This window comes from Paraburkholderia sp. BR14320, assembly GCF_040948665.1.
GTDB lineage: Bacteria > Pseudomonadota > Gammaproteobacteria > Burkholderiales > Burkholderiaceae > Paraburkholderia > Paraburkholderia youngii.
On the sequence record NZ_JBFPKG010000007.1, the window covers coordinates 132,171 to 150,166 of the forward strand.

12 protein-coding genes are annotated in these 17,996 nt (G+C 65.4%); 1 reads left to right on the forward strand and 11 read right to left on the reverse strand.

The window, feature by feature from the left end; genetic code table 11:
- Window positions 1-20: 20 nt before the first annotated feature.
- The 9 genes from AB3X89_RS09950 to AB3X89_RS09990 all read right to left on the reverse strand — a co-directional run bounded on the left by AB3X89_RS09950 (window position 21) and on the right by AB3X89_RS09990 (window position 14,395).
- On the reverse strand, window positions 21-1,025 hold the full coding sequence (locus AB3X89_RS09950; RefSeq protein ID WP_368583103.1) for a cyclodeaminase: 1,005 nt from the start codon (window positions 1,023-1,025) through the stop codon (window positions 21-23).
- On the reverse strand, window positions 1,022-2,059 hold the full coding sequence (gene eutB / locus AB3X89_RS09955; RefSeq protein ID WP_368583105.1) for a hydroxyectoine utilization dehydratase EutB: 1,038 nt from the start codon (window positions 2,057-2,059) through the stop codon (window positions 1,022-1,024). Before eutB ends, AB3X89_RS09950 begins: the two co-directional genes overlap by 4 nt.
- 182 nt (window positions 2,060-2,241) lie before the next feature.
- Window positions 2,242-3,639 (reverse strand): PLP-dependent aminotransferase family protein, encoded by a 1,398-nt coding sequence (locus AB3X89_RS09960; protein ID WP_176106902.1) that lies wholly within the window; start codon window positions 3,637-3,639, stop codon window positions 2,242-2,244.
- Between the two features lie 197 nt (window positions 3,640-3,836).
- Window positions 3,837-4,373 carry a chromate transporter gene (locus AB3X89_RS09965; RefSeq protein ID WP_368583107.1) on the reverse strand — a complete coding sequence of 179 codons (537 nt, stop codon included), beginning with the start codon at window positions 4,371-4,373 and terminating at the stop codon, window positions 3,837-3,839.
- A 43-nt stretch (window positions 4,374-4,416) separates the two neighbouring features.
- Window positions 4,417-5,040, reverse strand: a complete 624-nt coding sequence (locus AB3X89_RS09970; RefSeq protein WP_368583109.1) for a chromate transporter — start codon at window positions 5,038-5,040, stop codon at window positions 4,417-4,419.
- 9 nt (window positions 5,041-5,049) lie between these two features.
- Window positions 5,050-6,663 carry an efflux transporter outer membrane subunit gene (locus AB3X89_RS09975; protein ID WP_368583111.1) on the reverse strand — a complete coding sequence of 538 codons (1,614 nt, stop codon included), beginning with the start codon at window positions 6,661-6,663 and terminating at the stop codon, window positions 5,050-5,052.
- On the reverse strand, window positions 6,660-9,971 hold the full coding sequence (locus AB3X89_RS09980) for an efflux RND transporter permease subunit (protein ID WP_368583113.1): 3,312 nt from the start codon (window positions 9,969-9,971) through the stop codon (window positions 6,660-6,662). Before AB3X89_RS09980 ends, AB3X89_RS09975 begins: the two co-directional genes overlap by 4 nt.
- Window positions 9,968-13,108 carry an efflux RND transporter permease subunit gene (locus AB3X89_RS09985; protein WP_368583114.1) on the reverse strand — a complete coding sequence of 1,047 codons (3,141 nt, stop codon included), beginning with the start codon at window positions 13,106-13,108 and terminating at the stop codon, window positions 9,968-9,970. Before AB3X89_RS09985 ends, AB3X89_RS09980 begins: the two co-directional genes overlap by 4 nt.
- A 15-nt stretch (window positions 13,109-13,123) precedes the next feature.
- Entirely contained in the window at window positions 13,124-14,395 is a 1,272-nt protein-coding gene (locus AB3X89_RS09990) for an efflux RND transporter periplasmic adaptor subunit (RefSeq protein WP_368583115.1), read from the reverse strand.
- Window positions 14,396-14,836: 441 nt separating this feature from the next.
- Between AB3X89_RS09990 and AB3X89_RS09995 the strand changes: the two genes are divergently transcribed.
- Window positions 14,837-15,727 (forward strand): 2OG-Fe(II) oxygenase, encoded by an 891-nt coding sequence (locus tag AB3X89_RS09995; protein ID WP_368583117.1) that lies wholly within the window; start codon window positions 14,837-14,839, stop codon window positions 15,725-15,727.
- A 131-nt stretch (window positions 15,728-15,858) separates the two neighbouring features.
- On the opposite strand, the gene AB3X89_RS10000 is transcribed toward AB3X89_RS09995, so the two are convergent.
- Entirely contained in the window at window positions 15,859-16,866 is a 1,008-nt protein-coding gene (locus tag AB3X89_RS10000; RefSeq protein ID WP_368583119.1) for a response regulator, read from the reverse strand.
- On the reverse strand, window positions 16,866-17,990 hold the full coding sequence (locus AB3X89_RS10005; protein WP_368583121.1) for an ATP-binding protein: 1,125 nt from the start codon (window positions 17,988-17,990) through the stop codon (window positions 16,866-16,868). Before AB3X89_RS10005 ends, AB3X89_RS10000 begins: the two co-directional genes overlap by 1 nt.
- Window positions 17,991-17,996: the final 6 nt, after the last annotated feature.

Genomic DNA, 17,996 nt, shown 5'->3' on the forward strand with positions numbered 1-17,996 from the left:
GTTTTACCGTTGATCGCGCGTCATTGCAGCGGCGCGCCGTTGCCAAATGTCGTTCCCGCCTTCGCGGCACGCGCGCGCTGCAAGGCGAGCGCGGCAATCGCGGTGTCCTGCGCGCCGGTTCCGGTCAGATCGCAGATCGTCACGTCGGCGTCGCTCGTGCGACCCGCCGCCTGTTTTGCGATCACCTGACCCAATTCGACGATCGCCGCATCGGCACGCATCGTGCCCGCGGCGAGCGCGTGATGCAATTCGCCGAGCACGCGCGTTTGCTGCGCGCGGTCGCACACATAGCGCGCCGCCGCGAGCGCGCCCGGCGCGATTTCGTTCTTGTGTTCGGCGTCCGAGCCCATCGCGGTGATGTGCAGGCCCGGATGCAGATCGGCGGCTTCGATGAGCGGCGTGCGGCTCGGCGTCGTCGTGATCGCGACGTCCGCTTCGGCGAGCGCGTCGTGAACGCTGGCCGCGACGTCGCAGCGCACGCCGAGCGTGTTGTTCACTTCGGCGGAGAAACGTAGCGCGCTCGCCGCGTCGCGCGCCCACACGCGTACGTGTTCGACGCGGCGCACCAGCATCAGGGCCCGCAATTGCAGGCGCGCCTGCTCGCCCGCGCCGATCACCGCGACGCGCGGCGTGTGCGCTTTCGCGAGCCAGCGCGCCGCGACCGCGCCGGCGGCCGCCGTGCGTATCGCGGTCAGATAGCCGTTGTCGAGCAGCACCGCTTCGGTCAATCCGGTCTTCGCCGACAGCACCAGCATCAGGCCGTTCAGGCTCGGCAAACCAAGCGACGGGTTATCGAAAAAGCCCGGACTCACCTTGATCGCGAAGCTGTCGAGGCGCGGCAACCATGCGGTCTTCACGTCGACTTCGCCGTTATGCGCGGGCAGATCGAGCCGCAGGATCGGCGGCATCGCAACCGCTTCGGTCGCGAGCGCGACAAAGGCCGCTTCGATCTGGTCGATGGCCGCGAGATCGAGCGGCACGAGTTTGCGAAGCTCGGCTTCGCCAAGGAGCGTGATCGAGGTCATGATGCGGATGCGGTATGTGGGTTCGGTGACGGTGAGGCTTGCGAATTTTCGTTGCCGACGATCCGCCGATGCAGATCCATATCGATGTTCGCGCCCGTCACGACGAGCACGAGCGGCCCGCGCGCGATGCGCTCAGCGGGCAGCGCGCGATCGAGCACCGCGGCAATCCCCACCGCCGCCGCGCCTTCGACGACGAGCCGTTCCTGCCGATACGCATGCGCGATACCGCGCGCGATCGACGCTTCATCCAGCAGCACGGTTTCATCGATCAGATCGCGCGCCAGCGCATATGTGTAGCGGTTTTCGAGTCCGATACCACCGCCGAGCGAATCGGCGAGCGTATCGACTTCCTCGACCAGCACCGGCTGACCGACCGCTAGACTCGCGTGCATCGCGGCGCCGCGCGCCATCGTCACGCCGGTCAAACCGATCGTGGCACTCGTGCTTTTCGCGGCGAGCGCGATGCCTGCAAACAGCCCGCCGCCGGACAACGGCACGACGATGTTGGCGACATCGGGCAACGCCTCGACGATTTCGAGCCCGATCGTCCCTTGTCCGGCGATCACGCGCGGATCGTCGAATGGCGGGACGTAGGCAAAACCTTCTTCGCGCGCGAGTCGCAATGCTTCGTGCTCCGCCTCGTCCTGGCTTTGGCCGGTAATCCGTACATGCGCGCCGAGTGCGCGCACCGCATCGACCTTGTTGGCGGGCACGAGGCGCGACAGACACACGGTTGCGTCGATACCCATCGCGCGCGCCGCATGCGCGACCGCGCGGCCATGATTACCGGTCGATGCGGTCACCACGCGAGTGCAGCCTTCGTCGGCCAGGTGCGCGAGCGCATTGGTCGCGCCGCGCAGCTTGAAGCTGCCGGTCGGCTGCACGGTTTCGAGCTTCAGATAGACCGGCGTGCCGGCGTGCGCCGACAGGCTCGGTGATTCGACGAGCGGCGTACGGCACACGCGGCCGTCGATACGGCTGCGCGCGCGGTAAATGTCGGCTAACGACAGATCGGCTGACGGTGGAACGGACATGCGCGAGGCCCTGCATCAAAGTGGTCGATTCGCTATTCGATGCGGGCACGGCTGTCGCAGATAAACGCAGTGATTCGCGGCCGCATCGCTTTCCATGCAGCCCAGTCTAGTGTTCTAAAAAAGGATTTTTATTGTCCTAGTTCATTTCGGTCAGCGCGCACGCAATTCGCGCACCCGTGCGATCAGGTGAAATCGTGCACCTGTGGGTATTGCTCGAACACATCGTGCATCGTTTCGAGCGCGGCTTTATAGGTGTCTTCGCTAACCTCGGCGCCGACGCAAACGCGCACCGCATTAGGCCGGTCCGCGTCGCGCACGAGGAATGGATCGGGCGACGTCACCGCGATGTCGCGGTTGCGCAGCTCGCGCACCAGCCGGTCGGTGCGCCAGTGATCGGGCACCCGCAACCATGCCGACAGCGCCTGCGGGTGCGCGCCCAGGACATATTTACCGAGCGTCTGCTGCAATTGCGCCTGACGCCGCCCGAGCCGTTCACGCTGAATTTCGACGAGCCGCGCGGCCGTGCCGTCGACGATCCAGCGCGTGGCGATCTCAGCCATCGGCGGCGTCGCCATCCAGCTGCTCACGCGCAGCACGCTTTCGGCGCGCAGCGCGAGCCGGCGTGGCGTCGTCATATAGCCGATGCGCAAACCGGCCATCACCGACTTCGTCAAGCTCGTGCAATAGAACGAGAGATCTGGAATGAGGCTCGAAATCGGCGTGGAATGTTTGGCGGGCAACGGGCCGTAGACGTCGTCCTCGATCACGTAGACGCCATAGCGTTCGGCGATTTTCGCAATCGCGCGACGCCGCGAATCGGGCATCAACGCGACGGTCGGATTGTTCAGCGTCGGCGTGCAGACGAGCGCCGAGATACGCTCGCTGTCGCACATCTCCTCGAAGTGTTCGGGGTGTATGCCGTACTCGTCGATTTCGAGGCCCTTCAGCGTGAAGCCGAGCACGTTGGCCGAACCTATCACGCCGTGATCCGTCAGGCTTTCGCACAGCACGGTATCGCCTGGGCCCACCAGCGAAGCGAGCGCGAGAAAGATGCCGTGCGCGGCGCCATTCGTGACGAGCAGCGTATCGGCCGAAGCCGGCATGCCGAGCGACGCGAGCCACGCAATGCCCGCCTGGCGATGATGCTCGAAGCCCGCGATCGGCCGGAACGCGCGAATCCACGGCTGATCGTCGAGCGTCGACAGCGTCGCGCAGACCTTGCGCCACATCGCATCGTGCTCGGACGTGTGAATGATGCGCGCGATCGAAAAGTCGACCACCGAGCGCTCGGCCGTATCGAGCATGTAGCTCGACATCGTTTCGGTGACGCGCGCCGCGACGAAGCTGCCGCGCCCCACCTCGCAGCGGATCAGCCCTTGCCGCTCCAGTTCCTTGTACGCATTGGTCACGGTCTGCACGCTGATCGCGAGTTCGGCGGCGACGTCGCGCTGCGGCGGCAGGCGCGCGCCCGGCGGCAGCGACGTATTCTCGATGTCGCCGGCAATCGCCTTGACCAGCCGCTTGTATTTCGATTCCACGCCGTGCACCGCGCGCACGGCCTCGCGCCATTGCTCGATCACCGTTGCTCCTCCGTTTATCGCGACGCCGGCTCCGTTCGAAGTCGTGTCGTCTTGCCTGATCTCCCATAGTGAGGCAAAAACGGGGCAGAAAATAATTGTCCTAGAGCAATTGGGGCGAAAAAATGTGGGGCTGGATAGCGAAGTTGTCTCGTGTGGGTCCGATCAGAGTTTCACGCGCACCGTCGCCACACCGCGCGCTACAGCAACCCCACAAAATGCACCAGCACGAACACGATCGCCCCTCCCGCGATCAGCACCAATGCATTGATACGCGTCCTCATCACGAGCACCGTCGCGATGGCCGCGGTGAGCCACGCAATCCATCCGCCTTCGAGGTCCTTGATCAGCACATAAACGGCCGCGAGAATCAGCCCTGCGGCCACGGGGCGCAATCCAGCCTGCAACGCATTCAGCCAGCGTGCGCCTTCGTGCCGATTCCAGATGTGCACGACGCCATACATCAGAAACGCAGTCGGACCGAATAGCGCGACGGTCGCGACGAGCGCGCCGCCGACGCCGCCGACCTGATAGCCGATCAGCGTCGCGAGCAATGAGCCGGGACCGGGCGCGAGCCGCGCGATCGCGAAGTCGCTGAGAAATTGCGCATGGGTCATCCAGTGATGCACGTCGACGACCTGGCGCTGCACTTCGGGGATGATCCCCTGCCCGCCACCGACGGTGACGACCGACAACGGCGCGAAAACCGAAAACAGCGCGATAAGAGTTCTGAGCACAGCGGAATCTTTAGTGAGTTTGACTTGTGACGACCAAAGCCGATCAGGGCTCGCGCGCCTCGCGCACGTATTCATAGCCAACGCTCAACGCGCCGGCGATCAGCACAGTCCACACCAGCGACACGCGAAACACCGCGGCGGCCGCGAACGTCGCGAGCAGCACCAGATAGGGAAACGCGCGGCGCGGCAGCCGGCGCGCGGCGGTGATCGCCATCGACAGCGACAGCCCGATCGCACCGGCCGCGGCGCCGGCGAGCGCGATATGCGTGAGCGGAAACGACGCGATCGCCGAGAAGAACGCGCCGAGCAGAATGATCACGACGGCCGCCGGAAAAATGATGCCGCAGAATCCCGCGACGGCGCCGCGCCAGCCGAGCAGCCGGTAGCCGATCCAGATCGCCAGATTCTTCACGTTGACGCCGGGCAGAGCCTGCGACAACGCGAGGCCGTTGAGAAATTCGTCTTCGCTCATCCAGTGCCGGTCGTGCACGAACTCGCGCATGAACCAGCCGCTCAAGCCGCCGCCGAAACTCGTCAGACCGATGCGAGCGAAGATCAGAAAGAGGCCCAGCGAGGTCACTTCGCGAGGCGGTGTTTGGCGTGGCGCGTCGCCTTCATGTGTCGATACCGGGTCGCCGACGTGGTGCCCGTGGATGCCTTTGGCCAATACTCGTCCCTAGTCGTTTTGGTCGTGCCGCGCTTGCCGCGCACCCGGCATGATAGCCGCAGACGTCGCCGGTGACGTAGCCGATGGAACAGACGCGGCCGCAGGCGAGGAAGCTGCTAAAGCAGCCGCCGGATGCCGCGGATCATGCAGCTCATCGGCCGACCACCCGCCGCCCAGATCGCCAAACAACGACGCCGCGTGTAGCAAGCGCGATTCCTGCACGTTCAGCGCAGTCTGCCGCGTAGTCAGTTGCGTCGCTTGCGCGGTCGCGACCGTGGTGTAATCGACGGTGCCCGCCTGGTACTCGTTGAACGCGATCTCCGCGCCACGGTCCGCGTCGCGCACCGCCGTTTCGAGCACGACCGCCTGCTCGGCGAGAATGCGCAGGCCGGACAGATCGTCCTCGACGTTCTGGAACGCGCCCAGCACCGTGCCGCGATAGTTGGCAACGGCCGAGTCGTAGGCCGCCTTCGCCGCGTCGACGTCGGCGCTGCGCAGGCCGCCGTCGAACAGCGTCTGGGTCGCGCTGCCGCCCAGCGACCACACGTAATTCGCGACCTTCAGCAGACCGGACAGCGGCGACTGCGTGAAACCCGCCGCGGCCGAGAGCGAGATGTCCGGGTAATACGCAGCCACCTGGACGCCGATCGCCGCATTCTGCGCGGCCATCCTGCGCTCGGCGGCGGCGATGTCGGGCCGGCGTTCGAGCAGCGTCGACGGCACGCCGACCGGCACCGACGGCAGCGCCGGCATCGCGGTGCTATGCGTGATCGACAGCTCCTCCGGGTTCTTGCCGACCAGCACCGCAATCGCATGGGCTTGCTGCGCGCGCGCGACGCCGAGCGCGATCAGATTGGACTTCGCGGTATTCAACTGGCTGCGCGCGGTGATCACGTCGCTCGGCGGAATCGTGCCTGCGCGGTCCTGCTCGGTAACGACGTCGAGAGCATGCTGATACGCGACGACCGTTTGCTGCAGCAGGTCGATGTTCGCGTCGCTGGTGCGCAATTCGATGATCGCGGTGGCGAGCGCAACCTGCTCGGAGAGCGTCGCATTCGCGAGCGTCGCTTCGCTCGACTGCGCGCTCGCGGCGTTTTCCTCGACGGTGCGGCGTACCTGGCCCCACAGGTCCGGCGCCCAGCTCACGTTGCCTTCCACCGAACCCGAATTGACGATGCGCGTCGACGTGCCATTGACGAAGCTTCCCGCTGCACTGACCGAACCGCTGCCCGCGCGCTCGCGCGTCGCCGAGCCGGTCGCGCCGATCGTCGGGAACAGCGCCGCATGCGCGGCGCGCACTTCGGCGAGCGCTTGCTGGTAGTTCGCGTAGTCCGCGCGCACGGTCTGGTTCGACACCGCGACCAGCGGTTCGAGTTCGTCGATCAGCGGATCGTTGAATGAGGTCCACCACGTGCCCTTCGGGCCGGTCGCGTTCGGCTCGGCCTGGGTCCAGCCCGGCAGCTCCGAGTACGTGGCGGGCACGCTGACCTGCGGCCGGTGATAGTCCGGGCCGACCATGCAGCCTGAGTTGAACAGCGCGAGCAGCGCGACGGCGAGCGTCGCGACGCCCGGCAACCTGGCGCTCGGCCCTGTCATTCGTTGAGAAGAAATCTTCATCGTCATGCCTTCGTATCCGGTTGTCCCGGCGTCGCGTCGCGGTTCCAGCGCAGCCCCGCGGACCATCTGACCAGCCGTGCGCGCAGACGGTCGAGATACAGATAAATCACCGGCGTCGTATAGAGCGTGAACATCTGGCTGAGGACCAGCCCGCCCATCACGGTGATACCGAGCGGCTGGCGCAGCGAGCCGCCCTGGCCGATGCCGATCGCGAGCGGCACCGCGCCGAGCACCGCCGCGAACGTCGTCATCATGATCGGCCGCAGACGGATCAGCGCGGCCGCGTGGATCGCGTCGCGCGCGGGCATCCGCTCCTGGCGCTGCAACTGGATCGCGACGTCGACCATCATGATGCCGTTCTTCTTGACGATGCCGATCAGCAGGATGATGCCGATCATCGCGATCACCGAGAACGGCGTGCCGAAGATCAGCAGCGCGAGCGTTGCGCCGATGCCCGCGGACGGCAGCGTCGACAGGATCGTCAGCGGGTGGATCGAGCTTTCGTACAGCACGCCGAGCACGATGTAGACGACGCCTAGCGCCGCGAGAATCAGCAGCGGCACCACGCCCATCGATTGCGAATAGGCCGCCGCCGCGCCCGCGAACGAGCCGTGAATGCTCGCGGGCATGCCGATGTCGCGGATCGTTTCGTTGATCGCCGCGCCGGCCTGGCTCAGCGACCCGCCGGCCGGCAGGTTGAACGAGATCGTCGCGGCGACGAGCCCGCTCTGGTGGTTCACCTGCGTCGACGTATGGCTGTTTTTGTACGACGTCAGCACCGAAAGCGGCACCATCGTTTCGGCCGCCGTACTATCCGCGCTGCCGGTCGAGCTGCCGCCCTTGCTGTTGGCGATGCTGTTGTTGGTCGCGTTCGACTGCGCGTCCGAATTGCGCGAGTTCGTGTTCGACGATGCGCTGGCCGTGGTCGCGCTAGTCGCCGACACCGTGCCGTGCGGCATCTGCGTCGCGGCCGTGCCGGTCGGATTGCCCGCGGACGTGCTCAGATAGATCTGGCTCAGCGTCTCTGGATACTGCCAGTACTCGGGCGCGACTTCCATCACGACGAAGTACTGGTTCAATGGGTTATAGATCGTCGACACGGTGCGCTGGCCGAATGCGTCGTACAGCACATTGTCGATCTGGTTCGGCGCGAAGCCAAAGCGCGCGGCGGTTGCACGATTGATCGTCAGGTAGGTTTGCAGGCCGTTCTGCTGCAAGTCGGAGTTCACGTCGAGCAGCCGCCCGCGCTCCTTCGACAACGCGGCGACGAGTTTCGGCGTCCACGCGAACAGTGCGGCGGAATCGTCGCTCGTCAGCGTGTACTGGTACTCGGCCGCCGATTGCCGCCCGCCGATGCGCAAATCCTGCTGCGCCTGCAGAAAGAGCCGCGCGCCCGACACTTCGTCGAGCTTCGGACGCAGGCGGTTCACGACCTGGGTGGCCGTCGCGTGGCGCTGCGACAGCGGCTTCAACTCGATGAACACGTTCGCGGTATTGAGCGCGCGCCCACCGGTAAAGCCCGCGACCGACTGAACCGCCGGATCTCTCTGCACGATCGACTGTAACTGCGCGAGCTTCTTCTGCATCGCCGTAAACGAGATGCTCTGGTCGGCGATGATCTGCCCGATCACGATGCCGGTGTCCTGCTCGGGAAAGAAGGTGGCGGGCACCAGCTTCAGCATGAACACGTTGCCGACCAGCAGCGCGAACAGCAGCAGGATCACCAGCAGCGAATGATCGAGCACGGCCGTCAGCGAGCGTGCGTAGGCATCCTTGAAGCGATCGAACTGCCGCTCGACCCACTGCGCCCAGCGCGCTTTCGAATGACCTGCGTTGTCGCGGCTCAGCACGTACGCGCACATCGCGGGCGTGACCGTCAGCGAGATCACTAGTGAGATCAGGATCGCGATCGACAGCGTGATCGCGAACTCATGAAACATCAGTCCGACGATGCCCGGAAACAGAATGATCGGCAGAAACACCGCGATCAGCGACAGGCTCATCGAAATCACCGTGAAGCCGACTTCGCCCGCGCCCTTCACCGCGGCCTCTTTCGGACTTAGCCCCAGCTCCATGTGCCGCACGACGTTTTCGAGCACGACGACCGCGTCGTCGACGACGAAGCCGGTGCCGATGGTCAGCGCCATCAGCGACAGGTTGTCGATGCTATAGCCGAGCAGATACATCGGCCCGAAAGTACCGACGATCGACAGCGGCAACGCGACCGCCGGAATCAGCGTCGCGCGCGGCGACTGCAGGAAGATGAACACGACGCCGACCACCAGCAGCACCGCGATGAACAGTGTGCGCTCGGTATCGCCGACCGACGACGTGACCGACTGCGAGCGATCGATCGCGACTTCCACGTGCACGCTGCTCGGCAGCGTCGCTTCGATCGCCGGCAGCACGTTGCGGATCTGCTGCACGGTGCGGACCACGTTGCTGCCCGGCATCGGATAGACGATCACGAGAATCGCCGACTTTCCGTTGAAGAGCCCCGCATTGCGGATGTTTTCGTTCGAGTCGCGCACTTGAGCGACGTCGCGCAACTTCACCGGCGCGCCGTCGCGATACGCGACCACCAGATCGCGATACGGCGCCGCGTGCGTGATCTGATCGTTCGACGTGACCACGTAGCGCTGATCGCCGACGTCGATATGCCCCTTCGCGCTGTCGGCGTTGGCCGCGCTGATCGCCGCCCGCACGTCTTCCATGCCGATGCCGTAGCTATTGAGCTTGCCCGGCTGCAACTCGACGCGCACGCTCGGCAACGCGCCGCCGCCGAGCGTGATCTGGCCGACGCCCTGCACCTGCGACAACTGCTGCTGGATCACCGAATCGGCGGAGTCGTAGAGCTGCGCTTTGGTCAGCGTGTCCGAGGTCAGCGACAGCACCACGATCGGCGCGTCGGCCGGGTTGTACTGGCGGTAGCTCGGATTGCTGCGCAGCGTGGTGGGCAGATCGGCGCGCGCGGCCTGGATCGCCGCCTCGACGTCGCGCGCGGCGCCATTGATGTCGCGCTTCAATCCGAACTCGACGATGATCATCGACGAGCCGACGTAGCTGATCGAGGTCAGCTCCTCGACATCGGCGATCGTCGCGAGCCGCCGCTCGAGCGGTTCGGCCACCGTCGACGCCATGATGTTCGGGCTCGCGCCGGCCATGTTGGCCTGCACGACGATCACCGGAAACGCGATGTTCGGCAGCGGCGCGACCGGCATGCGGAAATAGGCGAGCGTGCCGGAGATCAGGATCGCGATCGCCAGCAGCGTCGTCGCGACCGGTCGCCGGATGAAGATCGCCGGGATGTTCACCGCGTGCCCTCCGCGCCGCCTTCCGGCGGGCGCCCGCCGTTGCGCTTAGCGCGCTCGGCGCGCCAGCGGTTCACGCGCGTAGCCATCCGGTCGAAGAACAGATAGATCACCGGCGTCGTGAACAGCGTCAGCACCTGGCTCAGCGTCAGACCGCCGATGATCGCGAGACCGAGCGGGCGGCGCAGTTCCGAACCGGTGCCGGTGCCGAGCAGCATCGGCAGTGCGCCGAGCATCGCGGCGAGCGTCGTCATCAGGATCGGGCGGAAACGCAGCAGCGACGCCTCGAAGATCGCCTCGCGCGGCGCCTTGCCGTGATTGCGTTCGGCGTCGAGCGCGAAGTCCACCATCATGATCGCGTTCTTCTTGACGATGCCGATCAGCAGCACGATACCGATGATGCCGATCACGTCGAGATCCATCCCCGCGAGCATCAGCGACAGCAATGCGCCGATGCCGGCCGACGGCAGCGTCGACAGGATCGTGACCGGATGGATGAAGCTCTCGTATAGCACGCCGAGCACGATATACACGGCAACGAGCGCGGCGATCAGCAAATAGACCTCGCTCGATAGCGAATCCTCGAACGCCGCGGTCGCGCCTTGCAGCGACGAGGTGATCGACGGCGGCAGGTCGATCGCCTGCTCGGCCTCGCGAATATCCTTGACCGCGGTGCTCAGCGACGCGCCCTTCGCGAGATTGAACGACACCGTCACCGACGGAAACTGCGCGAGGTGACTGATCACGAGCGGCGCCTTCCTGATCTCGATCTTCGCGATGCCGGACAGCGGCACCTGACCCGTGCTGCTGGTCTGGCTCGGCAGATAGAGATTGCCGATCGATTGCACGGTCGGCATCGACTCCGGCTTCGCAACCAGAATCACGCGGTACTGGCTCGACTGCTCGAAGATCGTCGACACGATGCGCTGGCCGAGCGCGTCGTACAGCGCGTTGTCGATCGTCGCGGGCGTGATGCCGAAGCGCGCGGCCAATTGCCGGTTCACTTCGACATTCACGCTGAGGCCGTCGGTATTGAGATCGCTCTGCACGTCGGACAATGACGGAATCTGCTTCAGACGCGCGACGAGTTCCGGCACGTACTTCTGGAACGCTTGCTGGCTCGGTCCGCGCAACACGAAGCTGTACTGGTTCGGCGACACGGTCGTGTCGAGCGTCAGGTCCTGCTCGGGCTGCATGAAAAGCTTCACGCCCGGCACATGCGCGACTTCCTGCGCGAGCCGGCGCGCGATTTCCTGTGCGTTGTCTGAACGCTGATCCTTGTCGCGCAGATTGATCAGGAAGCGGCCGTTGTTCAGCGTCGCGTTGGTGCCGTCGATGCCGACGTACGACGTCAGCGACACCACGTCCGGGTCCTTCAGGACCGCATCGGCGAGCGCGCTCTGCCGCTTCACCATCGCCGCGTACGACAGCGAGTTGTCGGCGACGCTGATGCCCTGGATCACGCCGACGTCCTGCACCGGAAACAGGCCCTTCGGAATCACCACGTACAGGATGCCGGTCAGCACGACGGTGGCGACCGCGACCATCAGCGTCAGCGTCTGATGGTCGAGCACCCAACGCAGGCCACGCTCGTAGGCGGCAAGCGTCTTGTCGAACAGGCGCTCGCTGATGCGCTCGAAGCGGCTCGGATGCCGCTCGGCCTGCGCGCGCAGCATCCGCGCGCACAGCATCGGCACCACCGTCAGCGACACGACCGCCGAAATCACGATCGTAACCGCGAGCGTCACCGCGAACTCGCTGAACAGGCGCCCGATCACGCCGCCCATGAACAGCAGCGGAATCAGCACCGCGATCAGCGAAATGGTCAGCGACAGAATCGTGAAGCCGATCTGCCCCGCGCCTTCGAGCGCGGCTTCGAGCGGCGACATGCCCTCTTCCAGATAGCGCACGATGTTCTCGATCATCACGATCGAGTCGTCGACGACGAAGCCGGTCGCGATGATCAACGCCATCAGCGACAGGTTGTCGATCGAATAGTTGAGCTGGTACATCACCGCGAGCGTGCCGATCAGCGAGACCGGCACCGAGATGCTCGGAATCACGGTGGCGGGCACGTTGCGCAGGAACACGAAGATCACCGCGACGACCAGCACGATCGCGAGAATCAGCTCGAACGCGGCGTCCGCGACCGACGCGCGAATCACGCCGGTACTGTCCGACACCACCGTCACTTTCATGCCGGCCGGCAGCGTCGATTCGAGCTGCGGCAGCACCTTCATGATCTGGTTGACCGTCTGGATGACGTTCGCGCCGGGCTGGCGCTGCACGTTCAGCACGATCGCGGGCGAGCCGTTGTACCACGCGCCGCGCTCGACGTCCTGCGCGGCCTGGCTCACGCGCGCCACATCGCGCATGTAGACCGGCGAGCCGTTCTGATACGCGATCACCGTGTCCAGATAGTCCTTCGGGTCGGTGATCTGATCGTTGCCGTTGATCGTGTAGTCGAGATCGGGGCCGTCGAAATTGCCCTTCGGCTGGCTCACGTTCACGTAGCTGAGCAGCGTGCGCAGATCGTCGATATTGAGGCCGTAGGCGGCGAGCTTGTGCGGGTCGGCTTCTACGCGGATCGCGGGCACGTTGCCGCCGCTCGTCGTCACGACGCCGACGCCTGACACCTCCGAGATCTTCGTGCCGAGGCGGTTGTTGGCGACGTCTTCGAGTTGCGTCAGCGACATCGACTTCGACGTGACCGCGAGCGTCAGAATGGGCTGGTCGGCGGGATTGACCTTCGCGTAGGTCGGCGGCGCCGGCAGGCCCGATGGCAGATAGCTGTTCGCCGCGTTGATCGCCTGCTGCACGTTCTGCTCGGCGATGTCGAGGTTCAGCGACAGATCGAACTGCAGCGTGATCACCGACGCGCCGTCCGAGCTGTACGAGGTCATCTGCTGCAGGCCCGGAATCTCGCCGAGCTGCACTTCGAGCGGCGCGGTCACGGTGGTCGCCATCACCGTCGGGCTCGCGCCCGGGTAGAAGGTCTGCACCTGAATCGTCGGATAGTCGACGTTCGGCAGCGACGACACCGGCAGCACGCGCATCGCGATCAGACCGATGAGCACGAGCGCGATCATCAACAGCAGCGTCGCGACCGGGCGAAGAATGAACAGGCGGGAAATGTTCATCGGCGCGGCGGCCCGTTACGACGAAGCGGCTTCTGACGCGGCCGGCGCAGGCGCGGCCGGCGCGCTCGACGCCGGCGCTGCTTCGGACGCCGCGGCGGGCGCCTTCGGGCCGTTGCCGGCCGCGCCGCTTGCCGCGGCGGCGGACTTCGGATGCGCCGGCTGGATCTTCGCGCCGTCATTCAGACGATCCGTCCCGTCCGTCACGACCTGGTTGCCGGCCGCGAGACCCGACTCGATCACCGTATTCCTGCCGTCGCTCGGGCCCAGCCTGACCTTGTGCACGGACACCGTGCTGTCCGGATTGACCAGATAGACGAAGTCGCCCGGCGCGCCGGACTGCACCGCGGCGCTCGGCACGAGCACCGCGTTCTGCATCGTGTCGACGAGCAGCTTCACGTTGACGAACTCGTTGGGGAACAGCGCCTCGTCGTCGTTCGCGAAGGTCGCGCGCAACGTGACGGTGCCGGTCGCGGTCGCCATCTGGTTGCTGACCGCGTACAGCGTGCCGGTTGCGATCTCGCGCGAGTTGTCGCTCGAATACGCGGTGACCGGCAGCTTCGCGCCGGTGGACAGACGCTGCACGATCGACGCGAGCGAATCCTGCGGCACCGTGAACTGCACCGTGGTCGGCTTCACGGTCGTGATGACGACGATGCCCGTCGTCGACGACGCGGTCACGTAATTGCCCGGATCGACGAGCCGCAAGCCGACCTTGCCCGCGATCGGCGCGGTGATGCGGCAATACGCGAGGTCGAGATCGAATTGGGCGATGTTGGCGAGATCGACCTTCACCGCCGCTTCGTCCTGCTGCACGAGGAACTGCTGATCCGCGTAGGTCTGTTGCGCAATCGACTTGCGCTCGTTCAACTGTGTATAGCGCTCGAGATCGGCGCGCGCCTGCGCGAGCAAAGCGCGGTCTCTCGCGAGCGTCGCCTCCGCCTGCTGCTTGCTGATCTGATACTGGCGCGGATCGATCTGCGCGAGGAACTGTCCTTTTTGCACCTGCTGGCCTTCGTGATAGCCGACCTCGGTCAGATAGCCGCTCAGCTGCGGCAGCACGGTCACGGTCGCGATCGGAATGACGGTGCCGAGTTCGCTCAATGTGACCGGCATCGAACCGAGCGTCGCCTGCGCGACGGTGACGACGATTGCCGCGTTCTCGCGCGCCGGCTTCTTGCGCGTCAGCAGATGAACCACGACGAGCGCGACCAGCACGAGCACGACAACCGAGAAGATGATGAGCCCGCGTCGCGAGCGCTTTGGCGGCGGGGACACGGTTTCGCTCATGTTGATCTCCGGGAACGGATATTGGTGTCGAGCTTCGGCAGGAAGCTCGCCCTCTGACGGGACTGCGCAAAAGTGACACGGTTCGCGCGCGTTGTCATCAGTCGAAGCCCTCGGGTCCTGCTGTTATGAAGACGTAAGAAACCAGGACGCGGCTTCGGTGTGGGGCATGCGTGAATGTAGCCGGCTTGCGCCGGGCTTGAGTTACAGGGGTGCAACATGTTGGCGGGTGAAAGGATCAGGGTGTCGATGACGCGGCGCGCGGGCGGCGGACATCCGCATCGGCCGAGGGTTGAGCGCGGCGCGGCATCGCAACATGCGGTAACAGACGACAGCCAAATGAAAACCGGTCCGTGCGTGCAGAATCGTCACATTCGTCCGATATGATCGCGAGCCAACGTTGCGCGCGCCGCGACTGTCACGACACCCCACTATCTCGCCCCGATGTCCATCACCGTCAATTTCCCCCCCGAAGTCCGCGACTGGATCGCCGCCAACCTTTCCCGCGGCGTCGCGCCGCAAGCGATCGTCAACGAACTGGTGAGCCGCAACAACGCGGCCGAGCTGGCCGCGGCGATGGTCGAGGCGGTCGCGTCGGCATTCGTGCACGGCATGGCGCTGCCCGGCGACAAGCTCGAAGTCGGCGGCGCGCCGCTCAGCTACCAGCCCGAGCCGCTGCGCGTACCCGACGGTCCGCTGATCCAGCTCGGCGAGCGCAAGGTGCGCGTGCTATCGCGGCTGCAACGGCCGGCCGCCGTGCACCTCGCCAACTTCCTGAGTGCCGACGAATGCGAGCAGCTGATCGCGCTGGCACAGCCGCGGCTCGACCGCTCGGCCGTCGTCGATCCGGTGACCGGCCGCGATGTGATCGCCGCTCATCGCAGCAGTCACGGGATGTTTTTCCGTTTGGGCGAGACGCCGCTGATCGCGCGCATCGAGGCACGCATCGCGGAACTGACGGCGACGCCGGTCGAGAACGGCGAGGGCCTGCAGATGCTGCACTATGAGGAAGGCGCGGAATCGACGCCGCACGTCGACTATCTGATGACGGGCAACGCAGCGAATCGCGAGTCGATCGAGCGCAGCGGCCAGCGCATGGGCACGCTGCTGATGTATCTGAAGGACGTGGAAGGCGGCGGTGAGACGGTGTTTCCGCAGCTCGGGTGGTCGGTAGTACCGCAGCGCGGGCATGCGCTCTACTTCGAGTACGGCAACCGCTACGGGATGTGCGATCCGAGCTCGCTGCACGCGAGCACGCCGCTGCGCGGCGGCGACAAGTGGGTGGCGACCAAGTGGATTCGGACGCGGCAGTTTGTGCCGCGCATTCAGGCTTGAGAAGGATCGACCGAAGTCCGAACGGCTCGCGCGAGCCTTGGTCAGCTTCGCGCTGCTAGCCGAGGCGGGCTGCAGCGCGAAGCCAGTGCGAGTAGGGGCACGTCAGACGCCGCGCCCACGAAGCAAGCTGATCAGAACTGCTCGATCCACGTGGCGAGGCGGTCAGCGGCGAACTCGCTACCGCGTTGCGCCGGCCGGAACGCGATCGCATTGCCTTCGCGTGCCGGCTGCAATGCACCGTCAGTGCCGTCGAGCCATAGCAGGCTCGCCAGCCATGCCGCGTGTCCGCTCGACACCGCGTTGTTGCCCGGCTCCGCGAGAAACTCCGCGAGCGTGGCCGGCTGGTCGCACACGAGACCATCGCCTGCGCGGCGCACATTGATGCCAGCCTCGGAAAACGCCCCGGCCAGCGCCGTCAGCGCGTCACTCGCGGTCACGTTCGCGCCGCCGTGCCGGTTGCGCAGCGTGGCGAGATGCGCCGCGACGGCATGACCGAACGCGCCGCTGCGGGCACTCTCGGCCGCGATCAGGTCGGAATAGTCCTGCAGCAGCCAGTCCGGCTCGGAGTTCGGCACTTCGGCGAGCACCGCCGCCGCAAGATATGTCTCGACCGGCTGGAAGCGCTCGGGCCCGATCAGCGTAGCCGACAGCGAACGCACCAGACCAATCCGCGTGGCGACCACCTGCTTTTGCAGCACGCCCAGCTTCTCGCGCACCAGCGTGTCGCGCTCCTTGCGCAGCTCGGCCAGTTCGAGCGCCTGCTTCAGCTCCATGCGCAGCGCCGTGATGTCCCACGGCTTCTTGATGTAGCGATGGATATGGCCGAGGTTGACGGCCGCGACGGTCTGATCGATTTCCGAATACGCGGTGGTCAGAATCCGCACGACATGCGGAAAGCGCTCGCTCGCATAGCGCAGCAGCTCGTTGCCGAACTCGCCAGGCATGCGCTGGTCGGAGACGAGGACGCCGACCCGGTCGCCGTGCTCATCGAGCAGCGCCTTGCCCTCTTCCACCGAGCCGCCAGTCAGGACCGGCGCCAGGCTTCCGATGGCACGCTGGAAGTACTTTACGGCAGTAGCTTCGTCATCGACGAAGATGATCGCCGGCGCCAACTCCTCTGTGGCTTTTGCTTCGTTCATCAACAACTCCTGTGCGTTTGACCTTTGATATGGGGGAAATCCAGCACTACGGTGGTGCCTCCCCCCGACGTGGACTCGATCCTGAGTCCGCCGCCACAGGACTGCATGACACGGTTGCATAGAATCAGGCCCAAGCCGTTCCCCCCGGATTTCGCGTGCGTTGTAATTGGGTCCGTCAACAGGCGGTCTTTGATCTCGGGCGGAATTCCGGGCCCGTTGTCACAGATGCCGATGCTCGGGTGGGGTTCCGTTGTTACGGTAAAGCGCACCGACGGCGACGGCACATCCGCGAGCGCGCGCAACGCGTTCGACAGCAGCGACGACAGCACGAGCGCCACGCAATTCGGCTGCGTGAGCACGGCAAAGTCGCTTTCGACGTCGACCTGCACCCACGAGCGCTGCGCGGTCGTAAACGGATACGTATCGAGCAACGCCGAGATCAGCCCATGCGCGGTGCTCTCGATACGCGCCTCATCGCCCTCCTGTTGCCGGCGCCGCCCGTTGTGCACCGAGCGCCAGAACGACGACACCACCGCCATGCAGTACTGCGCGCTCTCGCGCATCGATTTCGCGGCGCCGAGAATTTCGCCTTCGGCATCGCGCTCCGCGTCGGTGCGATCTTCGATGCTGTGCGCGTTCAACGCGATCGCCGCGAGCGGCGTGTTCAGTTCGTGCGCGATGAACGCGAGGGTTTCGTCGATCGCGATCAGACGCTGATTCTGCATCGCGCGTTCGTGGTACCGATCGAACGCCAGTTGCAGCGTATCGCGCACCGCCGCCGGCTTGAGCGGCTTTTCGAGGATGCGGAACACTTCGCCGGTATTGACCGTCTGCAACAGCATCTCGACGTCGGCATAAGCAGTGACCAGAATCCGCACGATGTGCGGATATTCCAGCGCCACCTGGCGCAACAGTTCGCCGCCGTCGCGCCCCGGCATGCGGAAGTCCGTGACCAGCACCGCGATGCGCGCACTGTCCTGCTCGAGAATAGCGATGGCCTCGTCGCTGCTGGTCGCGAGCAGGACCTCGTAATCGGCACCGACGGTGCGCGCGAAATATTTGCACGCCAACTCTTCGTCATCGACGTAGAGAAGAGTGGGCTGTGTCTGTCGGATGTCGTTCATGGTGTT